The sequence below is a fragment of the Leucobacter holotrichiae genome (assembly GCF_055791005.1).
In genome coordinates this window covers 1-15818 of the sequence record NZ_JBVUAC010000018.1, presented here as the reverse complement: position 1 = coordinate 15818, position 15818 = coordinate 1, and the positions used below count along the sequence as shown (strand labels likewise).

The window sequence follows — 15818 nt, the reverse complement described above, 5'->3', positions numbered from 1 at the left end:
GATACCGTTCTCGAGCTCAGCGCCTGACCCCATCACCACGAAGGACCAACCGTTACACCACCACCCGGGACTTGACCCGAGACGTTCTCAATGTCACAGGTGCTCGATAGTCTCTCCGCAAAAGGATTCAACCGCGAAACGGGAGATCACGATGGTCGAACTAAAAGGTATGGATAAAGCCAAGGCCAGCCTCGGCAAGGCTGCCGACGGCATCGGCAGGCTCGCACGCGATACATCCGCAGCAATCGCTGAGCAAGCCGACGACCTCGTGGGTTCAACGAAGGATCTCGCTAGTGGCACGATCGAGAAGTTCACCACAAGGAATGCGAACTCCTATGAACAGGCCATCGCTGACTACAACGCCGCATTTACCTCGATGAACGACAAGGGCCTCACACTGCTCAGGCAGCGCGAGCGCTGCAGCGACCTGATCGAGCATGTCGAGTTGCTGGTGAACAGTGTCGCGAACACCCCGAAGTCGTTCGAGAAGGATTTCGATGAGATCGAGATGAACAAGGCACGTTTCTTGGCGGCCGAGGAGTTCGCACGCACGGACCTCGAAGCTGCCCGCAAATCAGCCGCCGGAGCAGGAGCCGGCTTCGCTGCCGGTGCTGCAGTTGCGAGTTTGGCTCCCTCGGCAGCGCTCTGGGCCGCAACCACCTTTGGCACGGCGTCGACCGGCACAGCGATCTCCGCGCTCTCAGGAGCCGCTGCGACCAACGCTGCCCTCGCCTGGCTGGGCGGCGGAACTCTCGCGGTCGGAGGTGGTGGTGCTGCCGCAGGCAGCGCACTGCTTGCGATGGCGGGTCCCATCGGTTGGACAGTAGCTGGCGCGACGCTCCTCGCCTCGGTCGCGCTGTTCGCCAAGAAGAAGTTCGAGACCCGCGAGGCAAAACAGGAGGCGCTTACAGCTGTGAAGCAGAACACGGCACTCGCGAAGATCATGGACGCGCAGATTAACGATCTCCTCCAGCGCACGACCTCCCTCCGCGAGATGGTGACGAAGAGCTATAGCGAAGCGCTGCCGTTCTTCAACGCTGACTTCATGGTGCTCTCCAAAGCGCAGCAATCACAACTCATCACTCTGGTAAATAATACGAAGGCCTGCGCGGCCCAACTGAGCCACCTCATCGACCAGGAGGCCAACGATTGAGCGACACAACGAAGAACGCAGCGGGCGTCACCGCGAAGACTGCGAAGAGCAACCAGGAGCAGGCGGTCGCCGCGTGGGTGAACTACCTCAACCAACTACGGCTAGACAGCCTGCTAGCGGCTCTTCGCCAGCAAGACGTAAACCTCCGCGAGGCACTTTTCAGCGTCGAAGAGACGATCACCGAAATCAAGAAGCTGGTCGAGAGCAATCGGGGCGGGACGAAGGGGCTACACGGCTTTATCGCCGAGGTGGCAGAGACCGGGATCGGCAATGCGCGGAGCCAGGTTCTCGGCGAGGACAAGGTCTATCAGTGGGTGAACGACAACGGACCGTTCGACCTCATGCGAGATGGAGTCGCGATCCAGCAGAAGTTCTACGCTGCAGGCAACAAATTCGGCTTGGGCGCGATTGCAGAGCATCTACAGAAGTACCCCGACTTCATCGCGAGCGGCCACAAGTACCAGATCCCGAGGGACCACTACGAGATGGTCCGCGAACTCTACTTTATGCCCCGTGAGGATGCCGGAAAACTCCTCGCGCGCGCTGGCGACGGCCCATCGTTGACGGAATGGCAGCAGGTCCAAGCTTTCTTCGCGAATGGCTCAGTTCCGTTTGAGTCGCTCGAACCGTCAAGCTTTGCCTACAGCGAGGTGCAGCGTGGAGCCTATCGAGCAACCATGGAGGCTCAGAAGGATTCTCTCGTCGAAACCAACGAGGCCCAGCGCGACTCCGCCTATCAGGCGAGTAAACCGTCATTGAAACAGGGCAGACAGGCTACACTCGCCGCGGCGGGAATCGAAGGCGGCACTGCCTTCGTTATGGCCGTGGTTGCGAAGCGGCGCACAGGCAAGAAACTCGGCGAGTTCAACAGCGACGACTGGCGGGAGATCACCGGTGAGGCAAGCATAGGCTTCACCAAGGGCGGCGTACGCGGCCTCAGCATCTACACGTTCACCAACTTCACCGCCACCTCGGCTGCTGCCGCGGGCGCGATCGTTACTGCAGCCTTCGGTATCGCGGAACAGGCGAACAAGCTCCGCAGCGGCGAGATCGATGAACAGGAGTTCCTCGAGAACGCCGAGTTCGTCTCACTGGAAGCCGCGGTGAGCGCACTCTCATCATTCATCGGGCAGGCGTTTATCCCGGTGCCGGTCATCGGAGCCGTGATCGGCAACACCATTGGGCTGCTCATGTACCGTGCGGTTTCGAGTTCTCTCTCGAAACGCGAGGCTGAGCTCATCGAGCGCTACCTCGAAGAGCAACGCATTCTCGATGAGCAGCTCGCTGATGACTATCAGGAGGTCATCGATCGCCTTGACACCATGATGTCGGATTACATCGAAGTGCTCGGGCGCGCATTCTCCCCGGACATCGAGGCTGCCCTTCTCGGCTCGGCAGAGCTCGCGCTGGAACTCGGCGTCGCTGCCGACGAAGTGCTAGACACCGAGGAGAAGGCGCTCAATTACTTTCTCGGATAATCACAGACTACGAATTCAAGCTAGATCGGAGCAGGAGAACGAGCCTTCTACGCCCCTTTCTTGCTGCGGCGCGCCGACCCCGATCCCGCACGTGAACCGCCACTGCTCCCCCGCCCGCGCCCCTTCTTCTTCGCGGCGCGCGACTTCTGCACGCTCTGCTTGAGCGCCGCCATGAGGTCGATCACCTCAGCATCGCCGGAATCCCCAGAGCCGCCACCGGCTCCGCCGGAGTCCGTATCAGAACCGAACGTCTCCTCTGTGTCGAGCGCCTCCCCGGCCCGCCGCTTCGCCTCGATCAGCTCGCGCAGCTCCTCCTGGTACTCGTCCTTGAACGCCGCCGGGTCGAAATCGCCCGAGAAGCTCTTCACCAGCGATGCCGACAGCTGCAGTTCCTTAGCCGAGATCCGCACCCGCTTCTCCAACGCAGAAAACGACGCGTCCCGAATCTCATCGGGCCACAGCAGCGTCTGTAGCAACAGCACGTCGCCGCGCACTCGCAGCGCGGCGAGCCGCGTCTTCTGCCGCAGCGCGAACTCGACGATCGCGGTGCGGTCGGTCTTCTCGAGCGTGCGCCGCAGCAGGACGTACGCCTTCGTCGTCTTGCCGGTCGGCTCCAGATAGTAACTGCGTTCGAACAGCATCGGGTCGATCTGATCCGACGGCACGAACTCCACCACTGAGATCTCGCGATCGCGCTCCTGCGGAATCGACGCGATCTCCTCTTTCGTGAGCACGATCGTGTCGTCCTCATCGGCGTAGGCCTTGTCGATGTGGGCGTACTCGACCACCTCGCCGCAGACCTCGCAGCGCCGCTGGTACCGGATCCTCCCGCCGTCCTTGTCGTGCACCTGGTGCAGCTCGACGTCGTGGTCCTCGGTGGCACTGTAGAGCTTGACGGGCACGTTGACGAGCCCGAAGGTGATCGCTCCGCTCCAGATCGCTCTCATACGTACAGTACAACTCGCGAGACTGTCAAAGGTCTACTGCTTGCGCGATCCGCCGACGATCATGTAAGTATGGCCCGCACAGCACACAGGGATCGCAAGCAGCAGACGGTCGAGGTCGGCGGGCGCCGCATCCGCGTCTCGAACCTCAACAAGGTGCTCTATTCCTCGACCGGAACCACCAAGGGAGACGTGATCGGCTATTACGGCGCGATCGCGCCGACGATGCTGCCGCACTGCCGCGACCGGCCCGCAACGCGCAAGCGCTGGCCCGACGGCGTGGGCGACGACGGCCGCGGCGACGTGTTCTTCCAGAAAGACATCGGCGATTCCGCCCCCGATTGGGTGCGCACGGGCCGCATCCAGCACAAGGATCATGTCAACCACTACCCGCTCGTCAATGACGAGGCGACGCTGGTCTGGCTCGCGCAGCTCGCCGCGCTCGAGATCCACGTGCCGCAGTGGCGCTTCGATGCAGCGGGCGAACCGCGGAATCCGGATCGCCTCGTGTTCGACCTCGACCCCGGCGACGGCGTGACGCTGCGCGAGTGCGCGCGGGTCGCATTCCTGGTGCGCGACATCCTGCGCGACATGGGGCTGCCGTCGATCCCTGTGACGAGCGGCAGCAAGGGCATCCACCTCTACGCCGCGCTCGACGGCACCCAGAGCTCCGACCAGGCGTCGGCCGTGGCGCACGAACTGGCCCGCTCGCTCGAGGCCGACCACCCCGACGACATCACGAGCTCGATGAAGCGCGCGCTGCGCCCGGGCCGCGTGTTCATCGACTGGAGCCAGAACAACGCCGCGAAGACCACCGTCGCACCGTACTCGTTGAGGGGCAGGATCGCGCCCACGGTGGCCGCCCCGCGCACCTGGCGGGAGCTCGCGTCGCCCCACCTGCGGCAGCTCGAATTCCACGAGGTGCTCGACCGGGTTGCGAAGCGAGGCGATCCGCTCGCGGAACTGGCGGAGTTATCGGACGCGCACGCGGTGTCGGAACGCCTGGCCGTCTACCGGGCGAAGCGCGACCCGACGCGCACCCCGGAACCGGTGCCCGCGGCGAGCGGCTCGAAGGGCCCGAAGGGCTCGGGAGGCGCGAAAGTCTCGAAGGGCTCGAAGGGTTCGAACGCCAGGGCCGACACCGACGATCCCGACTCGGAGGGCTCCCGACGAACCGAGCCCGTCTTCGTGATCCAGCGCCACGAAGCGCGCCGGCTGCACTTCGACTTCCGCCTCGAGCACGAGGGTGTGCTCGTCAGCTGGGCGCTCCCGAAGGGTGTGCCGACCGACCCGAAGGTGAACCATCTCGCCGTGCCCACGGAGGATCACCCGATGTCGTACCGGCACTTCGAGGGTGTCATCCCGAAGGGCGAGTACGGCGCCGGCGACGTCGAGATCTGGGACGCCGGCACCTACGAGCTCGAGAAGTGGCGCGACGACGAGGTGATCGTGCGGCTCACCGGTCGCCCGGGTGGCGGGCTCGGCGGGCCGCGCCGCTACGCGCTGTTCCAGGCGGGCGAGGCCGGTGGGAAGCCGCGGTGGATGATCCACCTCATGAGCGACGAGCCCGCGGCACGGGCCCCCGCCATGCGGCCCATGCTCTCCGAGCGCGGCGCCCCCGCCGAATTCGACCGCCTCGACGAGCGCGAGTGGGCGTTCGAGATGAAGTGGGACGGCATCCGCGCGCTCGCCTTCGTCGACGGCGAGCGCTGCACGCTGCGCAGCCGCTCCGACGGCGACCTCACCGCGTCGTACCCCGAGTTCGCGGATCTGCCCACGGTGGTGAACGGCGAGGAGGCGGTGCTCGACGGCGAGATCATCGCGCTCGGGCCCGACGGTGCGCCGAGCTTCGGCCGGCTGCAGCGCCGCTTCGGGCTGACGAATCGCGCCGACGTGGCGCAGGCGCGCCGGGAGGCTCCGGCCTCGTACCTCGTGTTCGACGTGCTGAGCATCAACGGGCAGGACTGCCGCGCGCTCCCCTACCGGCAGCGCCGCGAGCTGCTCGAGGCGCTCGTCGAGGATGACGCCGACGTGCCGGTCGCCCTGCCCGACGTCTTCGCCGGGGAGGCGCGCGATGCGGCGGAGACGAGCCGTGGCCTGCACCTCGAGGGTGTCATGGCGAAGCGCTGGACGAGCCCCTACCGGTCGGGGGTGCGCTCCGGAGACTGGCTCAAGTTCCCGCTCATCAATACCGAGGAGGCCGTGGTGATCGGCTGGCGCGAGAGCACCGCCGACGCCCGCGGTCTCGCGTCGCTGCTGCTCGCGGACTGGCGGGACGGCGCCTGGCGATACGCGGGGCGCGTGGGCACCGGGTTCTCGGCGAGGGATCGGCGCGCGATCCGCGACCGCCTCGCGCCGCTCGAGTGCGACGAGCCCGCAGCCGAGGTGCCCCGCGAGGTGGGACGCGACGCGCACTGGGTGCGGCCGGAGCTGGTGGGCGAGGTCGAGTCGAAGGCGCGCACCGCGAGCGGCAGCTTCCGGCAGGCCGTGTGGCGGGGATGGCGGCCCGACAAGCGCCCCGAGGATCTCGCCACGGGCTCCCGCGAATGACGCATAGGGTGGAGAGCGGGGGCTGCTCATGAGACTCGTACGGCAGGCGGGATGGTGGATCGCGGACTACCTCTACGCGGGGTGGTGGCAGGCACGCGCGTTCTTCTCGCGGGCGGATCCACGGGCGTTCGCCGAGCCCGCCGCCGGGAGCGGGCGCGCCCCGATCCTCGTCATCCCCGGCGTCTACGAGCCCTGGCGCTTCATGCTGCCGCTGATCCGCGATCTGCACGGCCGCGGCCATCCGGTGCACGTGGTGGATCCGCTGCGCAGCAACCGCATGCCCGTGCCCGAGGGGGCGCGACTCGTCGACGAGTACCTCGAGGCCCATGACCTCGGCGGCGTGGTGATCGTCGCGCACAGCAAGGGCGGCCTGATCGGCAAGCAGGTCATGTCGTTCGGGGCGTCGGCCCGGCGCGTCAGCCGCATGGTCGCGATCTCGACCCCGTTCGGCGGATCCCGCTACGCGCGCTTCCTGCTCGGAGCCACGCTGCGATCCTTCTCGCCCGACAACACGACGCTGGCGCGCCTCGCCGCCTCGCTCGAGGTGAACACCCGCATCGTCTCGGTCTATCCCCGCTTCGACCCGCATATCCCCGAGGGCAGCGAGCTCGCCGGCGCGCGCAACGTGCGCATCGAGACAGGCGGGCACTTCCGCATCCTCGCCCACCCTCGCGCGATCGCGGAGGTACGGCGGGCGGCGGCGAGCGCCTCGAGCAATGGCCTCCCCGCGCGCCCTACCAACGCCCGCCCTTAGGGTGTGCGCCCCTTGCCGCCCCTGGCAGGGGCCGCGACTACCCCATCGGATAGGTGACCTTGCCATCTGCCCCGATCACCGCACCGGCGCTCAGCTCGGCGGGTTTCACCTGGCCGGGGCCGAGGATGTGCCGCACCTCGTTGCCCGCGGCGAGCAGGTGATCCGCGATGATCCTGCGGTGGCATCGCCACCACACGGCCTCCGAGCACATCACGGCGGTGCGCCGCTGCGATCCGACGCTCCTCAGCTCGGCCAGCGCGTCGCGGAACCCCTCGGACAGCGCGTGGTCGGCGTAGTTGTGGAAGCTGCGGTTCTCCCACCACCCGTTCACCTCGAACGGCACTTCCCGGCTCACCGGGCGGCGGCCGGTCAGTGCCTCGATCCGCGTGAACCCGATCCCGCGCTCGGCCAGTGCGGCTTCGAGCGCGGGGGCGTCGAACCAGGGGTAGCGCCGGGACCCGGGCAGCTTGCGCACGTCGACGACCGCCTCGATCGAACTCTGCTCGAGCAGGCCGATGAACTCGTCGAGCTCGCGGTTCGAGTGCCCCACGGTGAAGAGCGGCGGACCGGCCTCCGGGCGCCGGGATACTCGATCCCCGACCGAGAATTCATGGGCCATGAGGATCCCCCTTCCGCCTCTCACCTCACCCTAGCGAGGTACGCCGTGGGCCGCCCGGGCCCTCGATAGACTCGAATCCATGAGTCTCACCGACCCTCTGGAGTCCGAACGCCGCAAGACCGCCGACTTCAAGGGGTCGGCCTCCGCTCGCACCGCGACACTGATCTACGGATTCTGCGGATTTCTCGCGATTGCGATTCTGGGGTTCGGGATCGGCGGCATCTTCGATCAGATGCGCATCATGGCGCTCAACAGCGTGTTCAGCGACTGGGAGTCGGCGGGGGTGCCGGTCGCGGTGCGGGCGCTCGCGATCCCGTTCGGCATCATCGCGAGCATGCTGTGCTTCGGTCAGTATTCGAAGTGGAATCACCGCTATACGGGCCGCTCCACCTACTTCGCGTTCGTCGGGCCCCTCACGCTGGTACTGCTCGGGCTCGCGCTGGGAACCTGGATCGCGACGACCATGTGGACCGTTCCCGACGCCGTCGGCACCGCGATCGACCCCGTCTTCCACGAGAACGAGCAGTGGGGCATCGGCGCGTGGATCCTCTATTCCGCGCAGTGGTGGCTGCCAGGGGGCTTGGCTCTGCTCGGGATCGCGAGTCTGATCATGCGCTTCGTCTCGGGCAAGCACCGCGCCCGCAACTCCGATCTCGCGGCGGAGCTGCTGCGCAGCGGCTCGCTCGTCGAAGCCAAGGTGGTGAAGTCGCCGCCGGTTTCGGTGGAGGCGTCGCGGGCGGCCACCGCAGTAACCCTGAAGTTCGAGGACTCGGCGGGGAACAGCCGCTGGGTGAAATGCCCCCTGCTGCTTCCGCCGCGCGAAGTGCCGGTCGTCGGCGAGCATCGCCCGCTCCTGTTCGATCCCGTCCACCCCGGCAATACGAAGCGCATCTTCGTGTCCCCGACGGGCGGCCTCGACGCGGACGACTTCCTGCCGGTCCAGGCAGCCTGAGCCGGTCCGCTGCAGCGCACTGGCGGCCCCGTAACACTGCGTCATCTCGCGCAACAGAGTGTTACAGAGGGTGACCCGGGCCCCGATCGCGGATAGCTTTCTCGGCAACGCGCCGCGAACGCGGCGATCCTCGAATCCGAAGGAGCCCCCGTGTCCGCAGCAACCGCAGCATCAGCCGCGCCCGCCGAATCAGCAGCGCCCGCAGCGCCGCCCCGGCAGATCAGGTTCAACGCCTTCGACATGAACTGCGTCGCGCATCAGAGTTCGGGGCTGTGGCGTCACCCCGACGACCAGGCGTGGCGATACAAGGACATCGAGTACTGGACGAACCTCGCGCGCATCGCCGAGCGCGGCCTGTTCGACAGCATCTTCATAGCCGACGTGCTCGGCACCTACGACGTGTACGGCGGTAACGACATCGCGGCGATCCGCAACGGCGCGCAGGTGCCCGTGAACGATCCGGTGCAGCTGGCCGCGGTGATGGCGGCGGTCACCGAGCACGTGGGCTTCGGGATCACGGCGGGCACCGCGTTCGAGCACCCGGTGCCGTTCGCGCGCCGCCTCTCGACGCTCGACCACCTCACCAAGGGACGGGTGGGCTGGAACGTGGTGACCGGCTACCTGCCCTCAGCCGCGCGCAACCTGGGTCAGGACGACCAGCTCGAGCACGACCAGCGCTACGACCACGCCGACGAGTACCTCGAGGTGATCTACAAGCTGCTCGAGGGCTCCTGGGAGGACGACGCGGTGGTTCGGGATCGCGAGCGCGGGGTGTTCACCGAGCCCGACAAGGTGCACCACATCGGCCACCACGGCACGCACTTCAAGGTGCCCGGGATCCACCTCTCCGAACCCTCCCCGCAGCGCACCCCGCTCGTCTTCCAGGCCGGCGCCTCGCCGCGCGGCATCCGCTTCGCCGCGCAGAACGCGGAGGCCATCTTCATCGCCTCGCCCACGAAGACGGTCGCGAAGCAGAGCGTCGACGCGATCCGCGCCGCCCTCGTCGAGGCCGGCCGCTCCCCCGACGCCGCCAAGATCTACCTGCTGCTCACGATCATCACCGACGAGACCGACGAGCTCGCCGAGGCGAAGCACCGCGAGTACCTGTCGTACGTCAGCGCCGAGGGCGCTCTCACGTTCCTGTCGGGGTGGATGGGCGTCGACCTCTCGCAGCACGAGCTCGACGAGCCGCTCGGCAACGTGCGGAGCAACGCGATCCAGTCGACGGTGGCCGCGTTCCAGGCCGACAATCCCGAGGGGCGGACGTGGACCGTGCGCGACATGGTGGAGTGGAACGGGATCGCGGGCCTCGGCGCCACGGTCGTGGGTTCGGGATCGACGGTGGCCGACCAGTTGCAGCAGATCGTCGCGGAGACCGGCGTCGACGGCTTCAACCTCGCCTACGCGATCACGCCCGGCACCTTCGAGGACGTGGTCGAGCACGTTGTGCCCGAGTTGCAGCGCCGCGGCGCATACCCCACCGAGTACGCGCCCGGAACGCTGCGCCAGAAACTCTTCGGCGCCGGCGACCGGCTGCCCGCCGATCACCGAGGATCGCGCTACCGCGTCGGCGGGCCGCTCTCGACGATCGACGACTACGCGGGCACGGGCCGGCCCCGCGGCTGAGGGCCGTCGGGCTGAGGGCCGTCGGGGGCGAGAGCCGTGAACTCGGGCGCCTCGCCGCGACGGAACACCCCGATGGTACCCACGGGCACCTCCGCCCAGGTGCGACTGCTCCAGTGCAGTTCGAGGGGCTCGGAGACGACCAGCTGCGCGTCCGCCGGCAGCCGATCCTCCGCGCCGTCGACGGTGCGCAGCACCGTAGCACCCGCCGAGTGGAACAGCGTCGGCGCCGCAGCATCCGGCGCGTCGGGGCTCACCCACCGCAGCACGACGAGCCGCGAACCGTCCGAGGCGCAGATCGTCGCGCGGAACGGCTCGGTCACCCCGTTCTCGCGCCGGGCGCGCTCCACACGCCCGACCATGCGGCTCAGGGCCGCAACCGGATCCTCGCGCAGCCCGTAGCTCAGTGCGAGATAGAAGCACACCTCGGAGTCGGAATTGCCGAGGATCGACGGGTAGAGCTCCGCGTCGACCGCGAAAGTCAGCTCGCGCTTCAGCGACGAGAAGCCGTGGATCTCTCCGTTGTGCTGGAACATCCACCCGTCGTGCACGAACGGGTGGCAGTTCTGCTCGGCGATCGTGCCGCCGGGCGCGGCCCGCACGTGCGCGAGGAAGCAGCCCGATTCGATCTGGGCTGCGAGGTGCCGCAGATTCCGGCTGCCCCAGGCAGGGTCGATCTGGCGGTACTGCCCCAGGGCGCCGGTCCGGCCGCGCCAGGCGATCCCGAACCCGTCGCCGTTCGTCGGGAAGGCGTTCCGCCGGAACTGCGACGCCCTCGGATCACCGGGCAGGTACAGATCGCGCGCGAGCAGGCTCTTGTCGATGAGCGAGTGATCGGGCCGCACGAGCACGTCCTCGAGCGGGATCGCCGACCCCAGATACGCGAGCCATCGGCACATGAGTTCCCCCTTCGCGAGACCGCTCCGGCACGTTCCGAGGCTACTCGGAAAGCGGGAGCGCGGAAAGGGGCGGAGACCTCTGACTTTCAGCCTCGACCTCCCCGCGCGTCAGTGTTTCCGACCCTCAGCGTTTCCGCTCGACCGCCGCAGGCACCGCGGTGTCGTCGCCCGACAGCCAGCGCAGCCAGGTCGCACCTGGGTCGCCCTCGAGGATCAGCGCCCGCACCAGCAGGGTGAGCGGAATCGAGAGGATCGCGCCGAGCGGCCCGATGATGAAGGTCCAGAACAGCACCGAGAAGAAGCTGAGCGTCAGAGACAGGTTGACCGCGTCGCTCACGAACTTCGGCTGCACGAGCACCTGCAGAACGACGTTGACGACCGAGTAGATCACGGCCACGCCGATCATCATGGGCCAGCCGCTCACCACGAGCGCGAGGATCATCGGCGGTACGACGCCGAGCACGAAGCCAATGTTGGGCACGAAGTTGGTGACGAACGCGAGGATCGCCCACACGATCGGCGCGGGGATGCCGAGCCACCACAGGGCGAGACCGTCGATGACCGCGACGATGAGGCCGAACACCGCGTTCACCACGTAGTAGCGGCGCACGCTGCTGTTGAACACGGCAACGCGGCGGATGCCGGATCGCGCGGAGGATCCGAACTCCCGCGCAGCACGGCCGAAGCGACTCGCGTCGGCCGACATGAAGATCGCGTAGGCGAAGATGAAGAACAGGGCGGTCAGCACGGCCAGCGTGCCCGATCCGAACTGCGAGATCAGCTGCACGATGTTCGAGGGCGTGAATATCGAGGTGACGGTCTGCACGATCTGGGTCTCGAGGCCGAGTTCCGTGAGCAGGGCGTGCACGTTCTGCACCGTCTGCCGCAGCTCGTCGTAGTAGTCGACGACGAGGTTCGCGAATTCGACGCCGGCGTAGGCGAGCATCAGCGCGAGAACGAGGAGCACCGCCCAGGAGAGCAGGATCACAGCCGTCGTCGCGATCCAGCTCGGCAGTCCCAGCCGCTCGAGCGGCCGACGCATCGGGTTGCAGATGATCACGATGACAGCTGCTACGGCCAGCGGGCCGATGAGCTCGCGGCCGAGGGACATGCCCACCAGCACGATCACGGCGGCGGCGAGACTCAGCAGCACCCTGAGGGATGGTGCGAGGCCCGGTGTGGCTGCAGCTCGACTATTCGCCATCTCCCGATTGTATGCGGCGACGCGCTGTACTCAGGCGAGGGCGGCCCGGCTCGGCATGCACCACTCCACCGTGCGGGCCGGAAGCAGTTCAGCGCATACTGTGGTTGCTTCCGTACACTGCGACCACGCATCATCGAGAAGGGAACCCTCATGACCGAGAACAGCGGCAACACCGGCAGCAGCGACTGGTACGAAGAATTCAAGGTCAGGGGTGACGAGCTCATGGCCAAGGTGCGCGAGATCATCGAGGAGGGCAACGCTCGCAGGCTCTACATCAAACGGGAGAACGGCGAGACGATCTTCGAGATCCCGCTGACCGCGGGCGTCGCCGTCACCGCCGCGAGCGCCGTACTCGCCCCGATCCTCGTCGCGGTCGGTGCTGTCGCCGCGCTCGCCACCAGCGTCACGATCGGTGTGGAGCGGCCGAAAGCAGACGAGGAGGATGACGAGAGCGGGTCGAAGCCCGACGTGTCGGAGGTTACGGAGTAGCCGGGCAGAGCCCCGCCTCTCACTCCGCCTCGTTCACCCCGCTCACGGTCGCACTCACGGTGATCTCGGCGACGGTCACCTCGGACGCCCCGGCGGCTGCGGCGGATCGCGCGAACGCCGCGGGCGCTCCCCCGCCCACGGGCGTATCCGAGATGCTCACGACGCTCTCGATGCGCTGGCCGAGCGCCTCGGCGTAGTCGTTCGCGGTCTCGCGCGCCGATTCGACGGCGGCCTTGCGCATGCGGCGCTCGTAGACGCGGCGGGTGTTCTCGGTGAGGGACCAGTCGACGTCGGTGGTCACCCGGGCCTCGGCGAGCTCAGTGACGAGCGCGGTGATCGTGGCGCGTTCGGCGAGCACGTGCGTCTCGGCCGTGCCGGTGGCGTGGATCGTCGTCATGGCATCACGCTAGCAGTGGCCGAGGCCCGCGCATCCGTCGGCACGGCCTCCGCCCGGGACGATTGCCGGATCGGGATCAGGGCACCTCGAGGGGCCACACCTCGACAACGCCCTGTGCGACGGCGCACGGCGTCTCCGAGACCATCTCGATCGCATCCTCCAGGCTGCTCGCCTCGATGATCGCGAATCCCGCGATGGGCAGCTCGGACCGCAGGAACGCGCCGCCGGTCGTGCGGACCCCGGCGCCGTCGTGATTGCGCACCTGCACAGGCGCCCCGGCGACGCCCATGACGACGCCTCGACTGCGCAGCACCGCATCGTGCTCGTGGGCGCGGTTGCGGACCTCGGGATCGGTGCCGTCGTATCCGGCCTGATCCCCGTACCCGATCGTGATGAATGTGGCCATGATCCTCTCGCTTCCTCCCTGTCTTCCCCATTGTCAACCGGCAGCTGCGTGAGGGCTAGGGGCGAGCAGGATCCGGATCGCCGCCGACCCGTGACGATCAGCGCGATCGGGCCCCACGTGATCGCGCCCCTCGGTTGCTCCTGCCCGCTGCCACATCCCGTGGTTCACCGGGCGATAAGGCTTGTCTTGCCTTGCTTGCGGATCGCACCGATCCGGGTCACAGTAGACAGCATCGGAACGGAACAGTCCGACAGGATGAACGTAAGGGGCGAGCATCATCATGGTTCAGACCAAGAAGCAGTCAGTCGTCGTGGCGAAGCAGGATGTCGACCGAGCCGCGGGAGTCGAGCACTACCTCGCGCCCGTGGTGCGCGACCTCGTCGCGCTGGCGGTCGACGGCAAGCAGGCGCACTGGCACGTGCGCGGAGCGAACTTCATCGGCGTGCACGAGTTCCTGGACGAGGTCGTCGAACATGCGCAGGACGGCGCAGACGAGGTCGCGGAGCGCATCGTCGCCCTCGGCCTGCCTGTCGACGCCCGCATCGGCACCGTCGCGAAGAAGGCCAGCCTGCCCGAGTCGAAGCAGGGATTCCAGCAGTCGGACGACACGATCCGCGACGTCGTGTCGCAGCTCGACGCAGCACTCGTCACGATCTACGCCGCGATCTCGGGGCTCGAAGAGATCGACCCCACGAGCCAGGACATCGTGATCGCGCTGGCGCAGCAGCTCGACAAGGATCGCTGGTTCCTCGCCTCGCACCTGACGGTGTGAGCCGGGTCGACGTGCGCGGGTCCGGATCGGGACGGCTTCCTGACCCGGATCCGCCGCGCGAGTGCTACGCCCGCTGCTCGCGGTACTCGACCGCGGCGGTCCAGATCTCGGCGAGTTCGGACCGGATGCGGCCCCACTGGTCGGTGACCTCGCGGCTGTCGCGGGCGCCGGTCCACAGGTGCACGTAGCGGCCGCTCAGCGGGTCGCCGCGCACCCACTCGTCGAGCCAGGCTTCGACGGCGTTCATGAGCAGCTCGCCCGTCAGCGCCGCGCGCGACTCCTGCACGAGCCAGGTGATCCCGACTCCGGGAGGCGCGGCAAGGGGCTGGATCTGCTCCGCCGACTCGACCTCGATGAACACGCGCCCGTAGCTCTTGCGCGGGAGGTCCGCGCACCAGTCGCGCAGGGATTCGATGTCGCTCGCGTCACCTGCCGCGAGCACGCACTCGAGGTAGCTCGGGCAGATGAAGATGAAGTCCGACGTGCTGTTCTCGTCGGCGTGGTCAGTGGCGCTCACACGTTCATTGTACGTAATTTCACGCTTCATCTGACGAATTCTCAGACTCTGCCGAGCAATCGTACCCGGTGTACGCGAAAACCCCGGCCTGAGCCGGGGTTTCCTGTGGCTGGGATACCAGGACTCGAACCTAGAATGACGGTACCAGAAACCGTAGTGTTGCCAATTACACCATATCCCAAGGCGGAAATCTGAACTCCGAGGAGATCAGCACCGAGAGATAACTTTACCCGATCGGGCTGAGGAAGTCCAAATCAGCACCTCACGCCGCCCGGGCGCGCTTTTCAGCGCGTGCCGCCCCGACGAGCGTCACGCATAGTCGTCTGGAGTGATCTGTCGCAGTCCGGTGCTGTGCAGCACGAACTGGGCGCGCAGCCGCGGCCCGTGCTCGCCCGCCTCATGCGCGAGCGCTCGAGCCCAGGCGCGGTCGTCCGCCGTGAACTTCTCGGGCCCACGACGCTCCCAGACCAGCACGATCGCACTGCCGCCGACCGCCTCGCAGATCACGCCCGCACGCTCGACGAACACTCGGGGGAACGAGACGAGGCCGAGATCATCGGTGCCCACCAACTCGTCGGGAGTCTCGGGGTAGCCGTCCATCGGCATCAGGGGGCCGGCGAGTCGCTGCTGCTCGTCGAGCATGAAGAGCCAGACCTGGCGCTGATTCGCAGTCTGCAGCAGAAGCTCGATCACCTCCTGCAGGTCTGCGTCGGTCGCCAGCACGCGGTCGCGAGCAAGGCGCGGGTCTTCGGGTTCGAGTTTGTCGTATGCCATGTGCCCAGCTTGGACGCTGGGCGACCTCCCCAGAGTGCAGATCCGCGAATCTGTGGAGAACTCATCCAGCGAACCCTGACCGCGCCGATTGTGAGCGAACTTCTGCCTCAGGCTCCCTACCGGCTGCACCCCTCGCAACAAAAGGCTCACATTGCGCGCCCCAACCTCACCCCAGGTAGGAGATCGCGTTTCAGGCGGGTGGATCCCGAGGGCGGGTTCAGGGGGTCGTGTGAACACCCTGAATTGTGAGGAGCAGGGGTATGGGGAGTCAGCGGCGTACACGGAAA

General features: G+C 67.2%; 16 protein-coding genes and 1 tRNA gene. 8 read left to right on the top strand and 9 right to left on the bottom strand.

The window, feature by feature from the left end:
- The first annotated feature begins 169 nt into the window (after positions 1–169).
- Positions 170–1153, top strand: coding sequence for a hypothetical protein (locus tag AC0KXF_RS14765; RefSeq protein WP_473110108.1), 984 nt, complete (start codon positions 170–172; stop codon positions 1151–1153).
- Positions 1150–2631: a hypothetical protein gene (locus tag AC0KXF_RS14760; RefSeq protein ID WP_473109895.1), complete on the top strand. Its 1482-nt coding sequence runs from the start codon at positions 1150–1152 to the stop codon at positions 2629–2631. The genes AC0KXF_RS14765 and AC0KXF_RS14760 overlap by 4 nt, the downstream gene beginning before the upstream one ends.
- Before the next feature lie 47 nt (positions 2632–2678).
- Here AC0KXF_RS14760 and ku read toward each other — a convergent pair whose 3' ends face one another.
- Positions 2679–3578, bottom strand: coding sequence for a non-homologous end joining protein Ku (gene ku / locus AC0KXF_RS14755; RefSeq protein ID WP_473109894.1), 900 nt, complete (start codon positions 3576–3578; stop codon positions 2679–2681).
- Between the two features lie 69 nt (positions 3579–3647).
- On the opposite strand from ku, the gene AC0KXF_RS14750 reads away from it, so the two are divergent.
- Both AC0KXF_RS14750 and AC0KXF_RS14745 read left to right on the top strand, forming a co-directional pair.
- On the top strand, positions 3648–6125 hold the full coding sequence (locus tag AC0KXF_RS14750; RefSeq protein WP_473109893.1) for an ATP-dependent DNA ligase: 2478 nt from the start codon (positions 3648–3650) through the stop codon (positions 6123–6125).
- A 28-nt stretch (positions 6126–6153) separates the two neighbouring features.
- On the top strand, positions 6154–6879 hold the full coding sequence (locus AC0KXF_RS14745; protein WP_473109892.1) for an esterase/lipase family protein: 726 nt from the start codon (positions 6154–6156) through the stop codon (positions 6877–6879).
- Between the two features lie 37 nt (positions 6880–6916).
- Here the strand turns inward: AC0KXF_RS14745 and AC0KXF_RS14740 are convergent, their stop codons facing one another.
- Complete coding sequence (locus AC0KXF_RS14740; protein ID WP_473109891.1) at positions 6917–7498, bottom strand: DUF488 domain-containing protein; 582 nt, start codon at positions 7496–7498, stop codon at positions 6917–6919.
- 79 nt (positions 7499–7577) lie between these two features.
- Here AC0KXF_RS14740 and AC0KXF_RS14735 point away from each other — a divergent pair, with 79 nt between their 5' ends.
- Together AC0KXF_RS14735 and AC0KXF_RS14730 are read left to right on the top strand one after the other, a co-directional pair.
- Positions 7578–8450: a hypothetical protein gene (locus tag AC0KXF_RS14735; protein WP_473109890.1), complete on the top strand. Its 873-nt coding sequence runs from the start codon at positions 7578–7580 to the stop codon at positions 8448–8450.
- 219 nt (positions 8451–8669) lie between these two features.
- Entirely contained in the window at positions 8670–10076 is a 1407-nt protein-coding gene (locus AC0KXF_RS14730; protein ID WP_473109897.1) for an LLM class flavin-dependent oxidoreductase, read from the top strand.
- On the opposite strand, the gene AC0KXF_RS14725 is transcribed toward AC0KXF_RS14730, so the two are convergent.
- Positions 10046–10972 (bottom strand): class II glutamine amidotransferase, encoded by a 927-nt coding sequence (locus tag AC0KXF_RS14725; protein ID WP_473109889.1) that lies wholly within the window; start codon positions 10970–10972, stop codon positions 10046–10048. The genes AC0KXF_RS14730 and AC0KXF_RS14725 overlap by 31 nt on opposite strands.
- 124 nt (positions 10973–11096) lie before the next feature.
- Positions 11097–12176, bottom strand: coding sequence for an AI-2E family transporter (locus AC0KXF_RS14720; protein ID WP_473109888.1), 1080 nt, complete (start codon positions 12174–12176; stop codon positions 11097–11099).
- Positions 12177–12326: 150 nt separating this feature from the next.
- Between AC0KXF_RS14720 and AC0KXF_RS14715 the strand changes: the two genes are divergently transcribed.
- Positions 12327–12665, top strand: a complete 339-nt coding sequence (locus AC0KXF_RS14715; protein ID WP_473109887.1) for a DUF4342 domain-containing protein — start codon at positions 12327–12329, stop codon at positions 12663–12665.
- 19 nt (positions 12666–12684) lie between these two features.
- Here the strand turns inward: AC0KXF_RS14715 and AC0KXF_RS14710 are convergent, their stop codons facing one another.
- Positions 12685–13062, bottom strand: a complete 378-nt coding sequence (locus AC0KXF_RS14710) for an SIMPL domain-containing protein (RefSeq protein ID WP_473109886.1) — start codon at positions 13060–13062, stop codon at positions 12685–12687.
- 76 nt (positions 13063–13138) lie between these two features.
- The gene (locus AC0KXF_RS14705) at positions 13139–13468 is read right to left on the bottom strand and encodes a YciI family protein (protein WP_473109885.1); all 330 of its coding nucleotides are present in this window, start codon (positions 13466–13468) and stop codon (positions 13139–13141) included.
- Between the two features lie 280 nt (positions 13469–13748).
- On the opposite strand from AC0KXF_RS14705, the gene AC0KXF_RS14700 reads away from it, so the two are divergent.
- On the top strand, positions 13749–14240 hold the full coding sequence (locus AC0KXF_RS14700) for a Dps family protein (protein WP_473109884.1): 492 nt from the start codon (positions 13749–13751) through the stop codon (positions 14238–14240).
- 64 nt (positions 14241–14304) lie between these two features.
- Here the strand turns inward: AC0KXF_RS14700 and AC0KXF_RS14695 are convergent, their stop codons facing one another.
- From AC0KXF_RS14695 to AC0KXF_RS14685, 3 genes are all read right to left on the bottom strand, one after another.
- Positions 14305–14757 carry an SIP domain-containing protein gene (locus AC0KXF_RS14695; protein ID WP_473109883.1) on the bottom strand — a complete coding sequence of 151 codons (453 nt, stop codon included), beginning with the start codon at positions 14755–14757 and terminating at the stop codon, positions 14305–14307.
- Positions 14758–14863: 106 nt separating this feature from the next.
- Positions 14864–14938 (bottom strand) — tRNA-Gln (locus tag AC0KXF_RS14690).
- Positions 14939–15066: 128 nt separating this feature from the next.
- Positions 15067–15531 (bottom strand): hypothetical protein, encoded by a 465-nt coding sequence (locus AC0KXF_RS14685; protein ID WP_473109882.1) that lies wholly within the window; start codon positions 15529–15531, stop codon positions 15067–15069.
- Positions 15532–15818 lie beyond the last annotated feature (287 nt).

Bases quoted from the DNA above. Each gene is read 5' to 3' on its own strand.
- AC0KXF_RS14715 (WP_473109887.1), top strand. From the start codon at position 12,327: ATGACCGAGAACAGCGGCAACACCGGCAGCAGCGACTGGTACGAAGAA.
- AC0KXF_RS14745 (WP_473109892.1), top strand. From the start codon at position 6,154: ATGAGACTCGTACGGCAGGCGGGATGGTGGATCGCGGACTACCTCTAC.
- AC0KXF_RS14685 (WP_473109882.1), bottom strand. From the start codon at position 15,531: ATGGCATACGACAAACTCGAACCCGAAGACCCGCGCCTTGCTCGCGAC.
- AC0KXF_RS14720 (WP_473109888.1), bottom strand. From the start codon at position 12,176: ATGGCGAATAGTCGAGCTGCAGCCACACCGGGCCTCGCACCATCCCTC.
- AC0KXF_RS14765 (WP_473110108.1), top strand. From the start codon at position 170: ATGGATAAAGCCAAGGCCAGCCTCGGCAAGGCTGCCGACGGCATCGGC.
- AC0KXF_RS14735 (WP_473109890.1), top strand. From the start codon at position 7,578: ATGAGTCTCACCGACCCTCTGGAGTCCGAACGCCGCAAGACCGCCGAC.
- AC0KXF_RS14705 (WP_473109885.1), bottom strand. From the start codon at position 13,468: ATGGCCACATTCATCACGATCGGGTACGGGGATCAGGCCGGATACGAC.
- ku (WP_473109894.1), bottom strand. From the start codon at position 3,578: ATGAGAGCGATCTGGAGCGGAGCGATCACCTTCGGGCTCGTCAACGTG.
- AC0KXF_RS14700 (WP_473109884.1), top strand. From the start codon at position 13,749: ATGGTTCAGACCAAGAAGCAGTCAGTCGTCGTGGCGAAGCAGGATGTC.
- AC0KXF_RS14725 (WP_473109889.1), bottom strand. From the start codon at position 10,972: ATGTGCCGATGGCTCGCGTATCTGGGGTCGGCGATCCCGCTCGAGGAC.
- AC0KXF_RS14740 (WP_473109891.1), bottom strand. From the start codon at position 7,498: ATGGCCCATGAATTCTCGGTCGGGGATCGAGTATCCCGGCGCCCGGAG.
- AC0KXF_RS14750 (WP_473109893.1), top strand. From the start codon at position 3,648: ATGGCCCGCACAGCACACAGGGATCGCAAGCAGCAGACGGTCGAGGTC.
- AC0KXF_RS14710 (WP_473109886.1), bottom strand. From the start codon at position 13,062: ATGACGACGATCCACGCCACCGGCACGGCCGAGACGCACGTGCTCGCC.